General features: G+C 50.4%; 14 protein-coding genes. All 14 read left to right on the top strand.

Annotation, left to right across the window (positions count from 1 at the left end):
* Positions 1–17: 17 nt before the first annotated feature.
* A complete protein-coding gene (gene murD, locus DESRU_RS16885) occupies positions 18–1406 on the top strand; it encodes a UDP-N-acetylmuramoyl-L-alanine--D-glutamate ligase (protein WP_013843300.1) in 1389 nt (462 codons plus the stop codon).
* Positions 1407–1444: 38 nt separating this feature from the next.
* Positions 1445–2548 (top strand): stage V sporulation protein E, encoded by a 1104-nt coding sequence (spoVE, locus tag DESRU_RS16880; RefSeq protein WP_013843299.1) that lies wholly within the window; start codon positions 1445–1447, stop codon positions 2546–2548.
* A gap of 54 nt (positions 2549–2602) precedes the next feature.
* Positions 2603–3718, top strand: coding sequence for an undecaprenyldiphospho-muramoylpentapeptide beta-N-acetylglucosaminyltransferase (gene murG / locus DESRU_RS16875; RefSeq protein WP_013843298.1), 1116 nt, complete (start codon positions 2603–2605; stop codon positions 3716–3718).
* Between the two features lie 274 nt (positions 3719–3992).
* A complete protein-coding gene (murC, locus tag DESRU_RS16870) occupies positions 3993–5378 on the top strand; it encodes a UDP-N-acetylmuramate--L-alanine ligase (protein ID WP_013843297.1) in 1386 nt (461 codons plus the stop codon).
* 2 nt (positions 5379–5380) lie between these two features.
* Complete coding sequence (gene murB / locus DESRU_RS16865; RefSeq protein ID WP_013843296.1) at positions 5381–6292, top strand: UDP-N-acetylmuramate dehydrogenase; 912 nt, start codon at positions 5381–5383, stop codon at positions 6290–6292.
* A gap of 14 nt (positions 6293–6306) precedes the next feature.
* Positions 6307–7560, top strand: a complete 1254-nt coding sequence (gene murA, locus DESRU_RS16860) for a UDP-N-acetylglucosamine 1-carboxyvinyltransferase (protein ID WP_013843295.1) — start codon at positions 6307–6309, stop codon at positions 7558–7560.
* A gap of 172 nt (positions 7561–7732) precedes the next feature.
* Entirely contained in the window at positions 7733–8488 is a 756-nt protein-coding gene (locus tag DESRU_RS16855) for a cell division protein FtsQ/DivIB (protein ID WP_013843294.1), read from the top strand.
* Positions 8485–9198, top strand: a complete 714-nt coding sequence (locus DESRU_RS16850; protein WP_013843293.1) for a DUF881 domain-containing protein — start codon at positions 8485–8487, stop codon at positions 9196–9198. Before DESRU_RS16855 ends, DESRU_RS16850 begins: the two co-directional genes overlap by 4 nt.
* Positions 9195–9899 carry a DUF881 domain-containing protein gene (locus tag DESRU_RS16845; protein ID WP_013843292.1) on the top strand — a complete coding sequence of 235 codons (705 nt, stop codon included), beginning with the start codon at positions 9195–9197 and terminating at the stop codon, positions 9897–9899. The genes DESRU_RS16850 and DESRU_RS16845 overlap by 4 nt, the downstream gene beginning before the upstream one ends.
* Positions 9900–9901: 2 nt before the next feature.
* On the top strand, positions 9902–10243 hold the full coding sequence (locus DESRU_RS16840; RefSeq protein WP_013843291.1) for a small basic family protein: 342 nt from the start codon (positions 9902–9904) through the stop codon (positions 10241–10243).
* Positions 10244–10325: 82 nt separating this feature from the next.
* A complete protein-coding gene (locus DESRU_RS16835) occupies positions 10326–11309 on the top strand; it encodes a cell division protein FtsA (protein WP_013843290.1) in 984 nt (327 codons plus the stop codon).
* Positions 11310–11353: 44 nt separating this feature from the next.
* Positions 11354–12406 carry a cell division protein FtsZ gene (ftsZ, locus tag DESRU_RS16830; RefSeq protein WP_013843289.1) on the top strand — a complete coding sequence of 351 codons (1053 nt, stop codon included), beginning with the start codon at positions 11354–11356 and terminating at the stop codon, positions 12404–12406.
* A 108-nt stretch (positions 12407–12514) separates the two neighbouring features.
* Entirely contained in the window at positions 12515–12658 is a 144-nt protein-coding gene (locus tag DESRU_RS20995) for a hypothetical protein (protein ID WP_013843288.1), read from the top strand.
* Positions 12659–12755: 97 nt separating this feature from the next.
* Positions 12756–12980 (top strand): putative signal transducing protein, encoded by a 225-nt coding sequence (locus DESRU_RS16825; RefSeq protein WP_013843287.1) that lies wholly within the window; start codon positions 12756–12758, stop codon positions 12978–12980.
* Positions 12981–13128: the final 148 nt, after the last annotated feature.

Below are 13128 nucleotides of genomic sequence, written 5' to 3'. Positions count from 1 at the left end.
CAAAAGGGGTATCAAAAGTGCAATTGCAAGGCAAAAGGATCCTGGTAGTAGGAGCCGGCAAGAGTGGTCAAGCTGTATGTGAGTTTTTGGTTGAAAAGAAAGCGTTGGTGTCTTTAACCGATGCCAGCAGTAGCGAACAAATACCCGACGTGGCAAAGGCCCTGTCAGACCGGGGAATAACCTTGTTTCTGGGGGAATATCCCCAGGTAACCCGGGAAGATTACAATCTTCTGGTGGTCAGCCCCGGCGTACCCTTAACGGTTCCCCCTGTGGAGCAGGCGCGGAAGGCGGGGGTACCGGTCATGGGTGAGCTTGAACTGGCTTACCGCTTTGCCCGGGCGCCGGTGGTGGCCATTACCGGTACCAACGGCAAAACAACCACCACTTCACTGCTGGGGCAGATGTTTCAGGAAGCGGGATACCGGACGCTGGTGGCCGGAAATATCGGCCTGCCTTTAATCCAGGAGGTGGAAAAGTACTCGGCCCAGGATCGGATTGTGGCGGAAGTATCCAGCTTCCAATTGGAAACCAGCCAAACCTTTGCCCCCAGGGTTTCGGTGATACTGAATATAACGCCGGATCACCTGGATCGTCATGGCTCCATGGAGGAATATGTCCGGGCCAAAGCCCGGATTTTGGCCCACCAGGGGCCGGATGATTGGGCGGTGTTGAATTATGATGATCCACTGACCCGAAATTTGGCCGGAAACTGTTCCGCCAGGGTATTATTCTTCAGCACCCGGCATATCTTAGAATCAGGAATTTTTATCCAAGAAGATCAAATTGTCCTCCGGGATAAGGGACGGCAGTTAGAAATTGCAAAACTCCAAACCTTACGTATTCCCGGCGCGCATAATTTAGAAAATGCGCTGGCCGCCGTGGGAGCCGGTTATGCCATAGGTCTGGCCCCGGAAGAGATTGCCCGGACCCTGGCCAGCTTTGCCGGGGTGGCCCACCGGCTGGAATACGTGGCCACCGTGAATGGTGTTCGTTACATCAATGATTCCAAAGGAACCAACCCGGATGCAGCCATGAAAGCGCTGGAAGCCTACGATGTTCCCATTGTGTTGATTGCCGGCGGCAAGAACAAAGGCGTATCCTTTACGGAGTTCGCCGGTAAGATTAAAGAACGGGTTCGGGTGCTGATTACCGTAGGACTGCACGGCGGCCAAATTGAAGCGGCGGCCAGAGAACAAAATTTTGACCCTATTTATCCTGCCCGGGATTATGCGGAGGCCGTTCAACTGGCCCACCGTTACGCCCGCCCCGGGGAAGTGGTGCTGCTGTCCCCTGCCTGTACCAGTTGGGACATGTTCAAGAATTTTGAAGAGCGGGGCGAATTGTTTAAGAAACTGGTGCTGGAGTTGAAAGAGCAGCCGGCAACCGTTACGGACGGTCTGGAATAAATTTTCATGATTGAATAGCCAAAGGGGGTAAAAAAACCATGCGTTTAAAGAAAAGGCCACCGGACTTTGTCCTCTTTCTTACGGTATTAATGTTGTTAAGTGTGGGATTGGTGATGGTCTTTTCTTCCAGTGAATATGTAACCATGGTTCGCTATAACGACAGTTTTTACTTCTTTAAACGGCAGTTGCTTTGGGCTCTTATTGGTCTAACAGCTATGTTTGGCATGATGAATTTTGACTACTTTAGGCTAAAACGGTGGATCGGTCCCATCGTGGCAGGGGGCTTTCTGCTATTGATCGCTGTTTTAATCCCCGGGATCGGAGAGGTGGTTAACGGGGCGAGGCGGTGGATCGACTTGGGATTTATGTCCTTTTCCCCGGCCGAGCTGGTCAAATTGTGCATGATTATGTTTGTGGCCTTTGGCTTATCGAAGAAAAAAGAGAACATCCAGTCTTTTAAGGAAGGCCTTTTACCCTATCTGGTGTTCATGCTGCTGGCAGCCGGTCTGATCTTGCTGCAGCCGGATCTGGGAACCGCCATTGTTCTATGCGGTACCATTTTTATCATGTTTTTTGCCGCGGGAGCCCGGATCTTTCATCTGGGTAGTCTGGCCGGTCTGGGGGTGCTGGGCGTGGCTGTGGCCATTTACTTTGAGCCTTACCGCATGAGCCGCTTTCTGGCTTTTATGGATCCGGAAAAGGATCCCCAGGGGACCGGGTATCATATTATCCAATCCCTGTACGCCCTGGGCTCCGGGGGATTGTTCGGCATGGGGCTGGGCCAGAGTAAACAAAAATTTCTCTATTTGCCGGAAAGCCACACGGACTTTATTTTTGCCATATTAGGTGAGGAACTGGGATTTATCGGCGCCTCCCTGGTGGTCCTTCTTTTTATTATGCTGGTCTGGCGGGGACTGAAAGTGGCCGTTACTTCACCGGATCCCTTTGCCAGTTTGCTGGCCGCCGGCATTACCAGCGGCATTGCCCTTCAGGCCATTATCAACATGGGCGTGGTAACCGGATCCATGCCCGTCACCGGGGTTCCCTTGCCCTTTATTAGTTCCGGCGGGACCTCCCTGTTGTTTACCCTAATGGGTGTAGGCATTATCTTAAATATTTCTAAATACACCACGCCCCGTTAATTTAAGAAACGGGGTTTGTGCGATTTTTGTCGGATGAGATCGAGGTGAAGAAATTTGCGGGCAATCATAACCGGCGGTGGAACCGGGGGGCACATTTACCCGGCCTTGGCCATCGCCAAGGGATTACAACACCGCTTTCCCCATGCGCAAATCCTGTATGTGGGAACAACTCAGGGCCTTGAGGCCGATATTGTGCCCAAGGCCAATTTCCCCTTTAAGGCCATCACGGTTTCCGGTTTTGAACGGAAGTTTTCCCCGGGTAACCTGAAAGTGGCTTGGCAGGCCTTGCAGGGATACCGGCAGGCCCGGGCCGTGATTAAAAAATTTAAGCCTCAGGTGGTGATCGGCACCGGGGGGTATGTCTGCGGTCCGGTGGTTCTGGCAGCGGCTCGACTGGGCATTCCAACCCTGATTCATGAGCAAAATGCCCTTCCCGGCGTTACCAACCGTATTTTGTCCAGAGTTGTAGACCGGGTGGCGGTTTCCTTTGAAGATTCCATGCCCTACTTTCCCAAGAAAGCGGCGGTCACGCTCACCGGTCTTCCGGTCCGTCCGGAGATTCTGCAGGCGGAGCGGGATCTTTCCCTGGCTTCCCTGGGGTTGAGGGATGACCGGATTACCATTCTGGTTTTCGGGGGCAGCCGGGGGGCCCGAAGGATCAATCAGGCCATGACCGAGGTCATCCGCCGCTTCGGCAACCGGCCGGAAGTACAAATTCTACATGCCACCGGACAAGCCGGTTACCGGGAGTTTCTTGAGCAACTGGAGCGGCAGGGTATAAATTTGGATGATTATGTAAATATTACCATTGTACCTTATTTATACAACATGCATGAGGCTTTGGCTGTGGCGGATATGGTGGTAAGCAGAGCAGGGGCGGCAACCTTGGCGGAACTGACCCTATTAGGGCTTCCCTCCATCTTAATTCCTTATCCCTATGCCGCCGAAAACCATCAGGAACACAACGCCAGAGCGTTGGCCGACCGGGGTGCCGCTGTTCTGATTAAAGATGCGGAACTTACCGGTCTGACCCTGGTTGAGCAAATGGAAGGAATGATTCAAGATAAAAATCGCTTGAAGGATATGGCCCAGGTCAGCCAGAAATTAGGGCGGGCCAAGGCTTTGGATGATATTGTTGATTGTGTGGAGGAAATATTGCCGCGGCCATGATCAGAAAACCGTGGCTGTCTTTGTTTCACTGCATCAAAGATAGAATTTTTAAGTTCATTTTTATATACCAAATAAATGGAGCTGCTGATGCGTCGACAGCTTGGGCGACCAAGCTTTTCCCACGCGATGGACAAGCTCGAAACAGGGCGGGCGGGTAGGCCGCAACCGGGAGTAACACCTCCTGCGGGAAATGCATAGTATGGCTTACAGAAGCGCTCTTTTAGGGTTTTTCTTCCCTGGAGGGGTAGTCCTGTTTCTGGAAGGAGTGAAGTGAGTGCAGGTAAAGGAAAAGGAAAAGAGAATTCACTTTGTTGGTATCGGTGGAGCCGGTATGAGCGGTATTGCCGCTGTTTTGCTGGGCATGGGAGGTTACCGGGTGTCCGGTTCCGATTTAAAAAGAACCGCAGTGGTTGAAAGACTGGAAAATCTGGGAGCAACCTGCTATACCGGTCATGCTGCTGAAAATTTAATGGATGTGGATATGGTGATTACTTCTACGGCTATCTCACCGGATAACCCCGAAGTTTTGGAAGCCCAGCGCCGGGGCATCCCCCTGGTAAGACGGGGAGCCATGCTGGCCCGGTTAATGAATGAAAAGCGAGGCATTGCGGTGGCCGGAGCCCATGGCAAAACCACCACAACATCCATGATCTCCCTGGTTTTAGAAAAAAGCGGTTTCGATCCCACCATCTTAATCGGAGGTGACTTGAGTGATATCGGTGGGAATGCCAAACAGGGGCAAGGAGAATATTTGGTTGCCGAAGCAGATGAAAGTGACGGTTCTTTTTTATTGTTAAGTCCGGAAATTGCCGTGGTGACAAATATCGAAGACGATCATCTGGATCATTATGGTTCCAAGGAAAATATCATCAAAGCCTTTATGGAATTTTTAAATAAAGTCCCTGCCAAGGGTCTGTCGGTTCTCTGCCTGGATGATCCGGTGATCAAAACCATCAGCACGGAGCTTTCCTGCCCGGTGGTGACCTATGGCTCTGAAGATTCCGGAGCGGATTATATCCTGAGTTCCTATGAGTTTAGGAATGGGATTTCCCGGGCTGTAGTGACCTTCCGGGGAGAGAGATTAGGGGTTTTGGAACTGGTTGTGCCCGGTTACCATAATCTTTTAAATGCGCTGGCCACCGTAGCAACCGGACGGTATCTGGGCCTTGATTTTGAGCAGGTAGCCCGTTCCCTGGCCGGATTTAAGGGAGCCAAAAGACGTTACCAACTTTTGGGTGAAACAAAGGGCATAAAAATTGTAGACGATTATGCGCACCACCCCACAGAAATCAAGGCAACCCTGCAGGCTGCCAGGCATGCCCATCCCGGGAGGTTGCTGGTCGTTTTTCAACCTCACCGCTATACTCGGACCCGCCAGCTCTTCCGTGAGTTCGGAGAGTCTTTTCATCATGCGGACGTGATTATTTTAACAGATATTTACTCAGCCGGGGAACCCCCCTTGGAAGGGGTTGACACCAGGCTTATTATTGATGCCATTTCCAGAAAGGAAGGTCAGCAGGTACTTTACCTGCCTACCCTAAAGGATGCCGCAGAATTCTTGCAGAACAATCTCCAGGGAGGCGACCTGGTGCTGACCATGGGAGCCGGGGATGTTTACACTCTGGGGAGGGAATTGTTAAGGAGACTGGAGGAAAAGTAAACATGAACAAACCTGCACTGGCGGTTGAACTCCAGCCCTTGCTTCAGGGGTCTGTGCGAGTTAACGAATCCATGGCTCTCCATACCACATGGCGCATTGGGGGTCCAGCGGATCTTTTTGTTGACCCGGTTGGCAGGGAAGATATTCGGCAGGCTGTTGAATTTGCCAGGAGCAAAGAATTACCGATAACGGTCATTGGAAATGGTTCAAACCTTCTGGTGAAAGACGGCGGTATCCGGGGCATGGTGATTAAAGTGGGACGGGGGCTGGCCTATATTACTGTGGATGGCACTCTTATCCGGGCCGGAGCCGGTTTGACCTTACCGGAATTGGCGGCGGCAGCCCGCCGGGCCGGTCTGGGAGGTTTTGAATTTGCGGCGGGAATCCCGGGTTCCCTGGGAGGAGCTCTGGTGATGAACGCCGGTGCCATAAACGGGTGTACGGCAGATGTGCTGCAATCGGCGGTGGTATTGGATCATCAGAACCGCTTTATTACCCTCCCCAAGGAAGAGTTTGGATTTGCTTACCGAACCAGTAATTTACAGAAGACCGGAACCATCTGTGTTGAGACGTGCTGGCAGGGTATACCCCGGGATCCGGCTGTGATTGAGCAGGAAACCCGGGAATATCTGTCTAGAAGAAAAGCTTTGCAGCCCCAGGGTTTTCCCAATGTGGGCAGCATTTTTAAAAACCCTCCGGGAGATTCCGCAGGAAGGCTGATTGAGGCGGCGGGAGGCAAAGGGCTCAAAGTTGGAGGTGCGGAGGTTTCTCACAAACATGCCAACTGGATATTAAATGTGGGCAATGCCACAGCCAGAGATGTTCTCACATTAATTGAACAAGTAAAAAGACGAGTGATGGATCGTTTTGGCATCCTCTTGCATCTGGAAGTGAGGGTTCTTGGTGAAGACTAGGCGGAGGTGACAACGTGGAAAAGTTTGTGATCGTAGGAGGTAACCGCCTAAAGGGTACAATAAAGGCGAACGGTTCCAAAAATGCAACTCTGCCCATTTTAGCAGCAACCTTGTTAACCGGCGGGGTATGTACGGTACATCAGGTGCCAAGGCTCAGGGATGTTTTAGTGATGCAAGAGCTTCTTAGCTACCTTGGGGCCAAGGTAACTCTGGAAAACCACACCATCATTGTAGACGGCTCCGGTGTTCAGTCCCAGGAGATTTCCGAAGACCTGATGAGAAAAATGCGAGCTTCCAATTTGGTCCTGGGGCCGCTCATAGGGCGATTTGGCAGTGTAAAAATATCTCACCCGGGAGGCTGCAACATTGGGTCGCGCCCCATGAACCTGCACTTAAAAGGCTTAACCTCTCTAGGGGCGGAAATATCGGAGAAATTTGGCTATATTACGGCGAATGCTAGTCAACTAACTGGGACAGTAATTCACCTGGATGTCCCCAGTGTGGGGGCTACGGAAAATTTAATCATGGCCGGGGTGCTGGCCAAAGGAACAACCGTGATACGGAATGCGGCCAAAGAGCCGGAGATTGTGGACCTGCAAAACTTTCTCAATGCCATGGGAGCCAAAATGGTGGGGGCCGGTACCGATGTAATCCGTATTGAAGGGGTCAAAGAGTTAGGCTCGGTAACCCATACGGTGATCCCCGACCGGGTTGAGGCAGGAACCCATATGATTGCCGGGGCCATGACCAACGGAGATGTAACGGTCAGCAATGTGATTCCGGAGCATCTGGATCCTTTAATCTATAAATTAAGGGAAGCCGGAGTCCAAGTGGATGTGGGCAATGACAGCGTCCGGGTGCAGGGAACCGGCGTCCTCCGGGCGGTGGATATTAAGACCATGCCTTACCCGGGCTTTCCCACGGATATGCAATCCCAAATGATGGCCTTGATGACCATTGCCGATGGAACCAGTGTGATTAGCGAAACCATCTTTGAAAACCGCTTTAAACACGTGCCCGAGTTCAGGAGAATGGGAGCGGATATACGTTTGGAAGGTCACACGGCCATCGTCAAGGGTGTACCCCGATTGTCCGGCGCCTGTGTGGAGGCCACCGACCTGAGGGCCGGAGCGGCCCTTATCCTCGCGGCCCTAGCGGCGGAAGACGGTACGGTGTTGGGTAATATCGAGCACATTGACCGGGGCTACGAGCGGATCGAGAAAAAATATAATTCCCTGGGTGCTCGGATTATTAGAGTCAACAGTTAATGACTCTTTTTTCAGCCACAGCTTATGGTTTTAAACCACGGCTTTCGCCGGAGCTAAAAGCTTTGGTGAAAGCTGATTTTTATTTTAAGATTACCCTTGGAAAGGCCTGGGGCTTCAGTTATAATAACTTTAAAATGGGTCTGTAGGAAATTTCAGGCAACGGGAGGACATCATGTATCAACCTCGTACGGGAAACCCAAGAACCAAAAATCACCGGATACAGAGTGTTTTTTTTATTTTATTGGTGGTTGCTGCTGCCTATATCTTGCTCCAGTCCCCCATTTTTGAAATTCGCACCATCACCGTTCAAGGCAACCGCCAGTTAACACCGGAAGAGATTATAAAATTTTCCGGGATTACCACGGGAAATAATATTTTTAAAATTAACATCAGTGATGCGGAAAAAAAATTAAACATGGTACCCCTGTTAAAAAGCACAGAAGTTGAGCGCAAATTTCCTCAAACTATCGTAATTCATGTAGAGGAGAGACAAGCAGTGGCATTGCTTGCCGTAAAAAACAGTTTTATTAAAGTGGATTCGGAAGGGGTATACTTGCAAAAGGGTCAAATGGCTTCGGCCTTACCGGTGATTACCGGCTTAAACTGTGAAATGGACGGACCGGGGAAACCCGTAAAGGCCCAATATCTGGCGCAAGCACTGGCCATATTGCCGGAAATGTCCCGGGTGCTGGTGCAAAAACTGTCGGAGATCCATATCAGCGATGGCGGGCAGGTAACCCTGTACACCATTGACGGGATCCAGGGAAGAATGGGTTTGCCCGAGGAGATGAAATATAAATGCTTGATCTTTGAGGAGGTTATCGACCGACTCAAAGAAAAAGGCGGAGAGATTCAGTATGTGGATTTATCCAATCCACGGGTGCCGGTGGTCAAATACTCTCAGAATCCGCAGGAGGGCCAGCAGTGAAAATAAAGCAATATCAATGGGGTGTGGCTTTGGTGGCGTTGGCCCTGGGTTTAATGCTGACGGTCCAATACCGCTACTCCAAAGAAATTAACGAAACACCGCCCATTGCCAGGGCACAGGCTCTGGCCAGCGAAATTAAAGAAAAGCAAGCGGAGCGCGATCTGCTGCAGGAGCGAGTTCAGCAGTTGCGCGACAAACTGGATAAAAAAGCGGCCAGCGAATCGGAAACCCTTTCGGAAGAAATGGATACCGACCGCATTATTGCAGGGAACCAGGCCGTTTTTGGCCCGGGGGTGGAAGTAACCTTAAATGACAGCAATATTGAAGTACCTGCGGGACAGGACCCCAACTTTTATGTCGTTCATGATGAGGATGTACTCAGAGTACTCAATGAGCTGAAGGCCGCCGGGGCAGAGGCCATTTCCCTGAATGGCGTCCGACTGATTGCCACCAGTGAAATCCGCTGTATTGGGCCCACCATTCTGACCAATAAAAATAAAAGAATCCCCGCTCCTTTTACCATTACCGCCATTGGCAATCCCCAAACCCTGGAAAACTCCCTGTATATGAAGGGTGGCGTGGTGGAGCAGCTTAAATTCTGGGGTATCCAGGTAAAGGTGGTTAAAAAAACCAATCTAGAAATTCCGGGCTACGGTGGGGCTATCACCTTGGAATATGCCGAACCGGTTAAAGAGGGATCGGAAATATGAGAAAAACACTATATTTTTCCATAGGATTTGTTTCGGTTATTTTAGGTTTGATGATCGCCTTTCAATTTCGCACCGTAGGGCAGGTGGATTCGGCAGTGCCTTCTGACCGGGCCCAATTGTTGACAAATCAGCTTAAAGAAATTGAAAAGGAAACGGTAACCCTGCTGATCGAAGCCAATGACCTGGAAAATAAACTGACCCGGGCAGAAAAAGGACAGACCGAGGCCTCTGAAGCGGTACTGGAAGAACTGCAAAAGGTTCGGCAAATCGCCGGGTTTACCCAACTGAAAGGGCCGGGTGTAGAGGTTTATATTGCGCCGGTCCAGAGGGCAGGTCAGCATAACGAGAATAATTGGTATATCGTGAGTGATGAAGACCTACTGCTTAGGGTGGTCAACGAACTGCGGGCTGCCGGGGCCGAGGCTCTATCAATTAATGGCCAGAGGATTATCTCCACCAGTGAGATCCGGTTGGCCGGTTCATTTATCGATGTGAACCTTACACGAATTTCCCCGCCTTATACTATAATGGCCATTGGAGCACCCGACCAGTTAGAAAGCAGTCTTCTGATCAAGGGAGGCTTGGTGGATAGTATAAGAGATTGGGAGGTCACAGTTACCAAACAAGAGGAACTATTACTGCCGGCATACAAACATAATGTTAAATTAGAATATGCTAAACCACTAAAGGAGGCGAAATAACCATGTGGACCGTCGTAGCATTTGCCCTGGGAGGACTAGTCCTGGGAGTAATGGTTGGTTTAAATGTTCCCATGGTATTACCCCAGGCCTATTCCCAGTACCTGGGGTTAGCGGTGCTGGCAGCCATTGATTCCGTATTTGGCGGCATTCGGGCGGCAATGGAAGATCATTATGACAATAACATCTTTGTCACCGGCTTTTTCAGCAATGCTTTACTGGCCGCAGGCTTGGCTTATCTGGGCACCAAACTGGGTGTGCCTCTCAGTACCGCTGCCGTAGTGGCCTTTGGCGTTCGTTTATTTCAGAATTTAGCCATTATCCGCCGTCATTTGCTAAAAAAATAAAACATTTTTGATTCCAAGGCAAAAGGGAATTTTTATTCTGTGTTGAATTTACAGTTTAAGTAAACATTAGGAGGTGCCTGTCTTGAGCCGGAGACAGGTGGTCGGGGTCCTTGACGTTGGGACAACTAAGATAGTGGCCCTTTTGGCAGAGATTGGACCCAATGGCCAGCCAATCATCAAAGGCTTTGGGGAATGTCCCACTCTGGGAATTCGTAAAGGGGTTGTGGTTGATAAAACCGCCTTGAGTAAATCCATGGCCCGGGCCATGACTCTGGCTAAAACCATGGCTGGTGAAACGGTTAAAGCCGTTTACGTTTCCTTTCCCAGTTATGGTTCACTAACCAGTGAGCTGGAACTGACCGATGAAGATCTAATCCAGTGTGTAATGCTGAATGACCTGGACATAAAACAAGTGGTTGTGTCCACCGTGGCCGCTGCTGAAGCAGTGTTAACGGAAACCGACCGGAGGCTAGGAACCTTTTTCATGGATTTGGGCGGTACAACCACCGGGTTGGCTGTTTTTGACCAGGGAAATCTTATTTATGCAGACTCTCTGCCAATTGGCAGTGAACACATAACCAGTGACTTGGCGGTATGCCTGCGGACCACCCTGGGGGAGGCGAAGCGGGTTAAACAGGAACTGGGCTTGGAGAATCCCTCGCCGGAATTAGACCTTGAGATTACCGGAATCGGGGGACAGGAAACCAGAAAAGTTCCGGTAAGCACCGCAGTGGCGGTGATGCAATCTCGTGTTCAGGAAATTCTGGAAATGGCTTTGCAAAGGGTGGAACATTGTTACCGTCTTGAATCTTTATCCGGAGGAGTGGTTCTTACCGGTGGAGGTGCTCTTTTAAAAGGAATCATCAACCGGGTACGTTCCCAGCTTGGTTTGCCCCAGGTGAAACTGGGATCCGTCAACAACGGAGGCAAACTCCTGCCGGCGGAATGGACCGGCCCTGGCTACGCTTCATCCATGGGATTGCTGATTTATGGTACCAAACGAGATTCCCGTCGTTCAGAAAACCTTTTTGGCTGGCGCGGGGTATTGGCCCGGCGGTTAAAGTAGTTTTTGAGCGGCTTGATGCGACAAATACAGAGGAGGATATACACATGCTTGACTTTGAACTGGACCTGGACCATTTTGCCAACATCAAGGTGATCGGGGTTGGGGGCGGTGGCAATAACGCGGTGAACCGTATGATCAGTGCTGGGCTCAAAGGCGTTGAGTTTGTTGCTGTTAATACGGATGCCCAGTCCCTTTTTCTATCTCAAAGTAACCACAAAATTCAAATTGGTACCAAATTAACCAAAGGTTTGGGCGCCGGGGCAAATCCGGAAATTGGCTGCAAAGCGGCGGAAGAAAGCCGGGATGAAATTTTGCAGGCCCTTAAAGGGGCGGATATGGTTTTTGTTACGGCAGGTATGGGCGGTGGTACCGGCACCGGCGCAGCCCCGGTGGTAGCGGAGATTGCCAAGGAGATTGGTGCGTTAACCGTTGGCGTAGTAACCAAACCCTTCACCTTTGAGGGGAGAAAAAGACTAACCCAGGCCGAATCCGGCATCGAGAATTTAAAGACCAAAGTGGATACCCTGATTACCATTCCCAACGATCGCCTGCTGCAGGTCATTGATAAAAATACCTCCATCGTGGAAGCTTTCCGCATCGCCGACGATGTACTGCGTCAAGGGGTTCAGGGCATATCGGACTTGATTGCCGTACCGGGTTTAATCAATCTGGACTTTGCCGACGTAAAAACCATTATGAAGGACACCGGCTCCGCCCTGATGGGAATTGGCAGCTCCACCGGGGAAAACAGGGCTACCGAAGCGGCCCGGGCGGCCATTTCCAGCCCACTGTTGGAAACATCCATTGAAGGGGCCAGAGGTGTACTGTTGAATATTACCGGCGGGTCTTCCCTGGGGCTCTTTGAGGTGAACGAAGCAGCGGAAATTATTGCTCAGGCGGCAGACCCGGAAGCCAATATTATCTTTGGGGCCGTGATTGATGAAAGAATGAATGAAGAGGTTCGGGTAACGGTCATTGCCACGGGTTTTGAAAATAGGATGCCCGTTAAAAAAGACAAATCCAAAGGAGAAATGGAAATTAAACCCTTTGCCAGCCATGGCGATTTAGATATCCCTGCCTTTTTGCGTCGCCGTTAAAGCACAACCCCCTGGAAAAATTCAGGGGGTTATAATTTCCCCTATATTCACCTCCTTTCCGGGAAACAATAAAATGAAAGTAGAATAATCAACGGAGGAGGATTCAGGATGAAACAACCTGTCCGGGGGGCGGATTTAACCCGCAAAGAGAAGTTGGACAAGGTTCGGGGAGAGAAATTTTTTGAAGACCCCAACAAAGGCCCGGCAAAAAAAGATTCCAACCGCAACGACTGGAATGACCCTCAGAACTAAAGGGTTGCTTGCTAAAGCTTGAACCAAAGGAAAAAACCATTGGTCTTAGATTGGTCAAGGGCTGAAGAGGCCGATGGGATGAAGTAGGTGCAGAGATATGAACCCCAAATGGAAGCTCTTAACCGTAACGGCCAACATGATGGAGGCGGAAATCCTGAAAAGCGCACTGGAGAGCGCGGATATTCCGGTGAATTTAAAATGGGAAAGTATTAACAACGTGCTCTTTGGCGGGTCCATAACCGGGCCTCATTCCCAGGTACAGGTATTTGTGCCGGAGGAATGGATGGTTGAAGCCAAGGCATTCTTAACCACAGTGGATTAATAAAGGGTAGCATGTAGAACAAACGCAAAAAATAATTGGAATTGGTTTCCATATATTGACATTTTTCCAGACCCTGGCAGGTGTATAATACAGCCAGGGTTTTTTTACCTAAAGCTTTAAGCCTGGCAGTAAAACCTTCGCTGTTGGC

This window comes from Desulforamulus ruminis DSM 2154 (assembly GCF_000215085.1).
Classification (GTDB): Bacteria; Bacillota; Desulfotomaculia; order Desulfotomaculales; family Desulfotomaculaceae; genus Desulfotomaculum; species Desulfotomaculum ruminis.
Note: the sequence above shows the minus strand (reverse complement) of the source record. Positions and strands in the feature narration are given on the sequence as shown.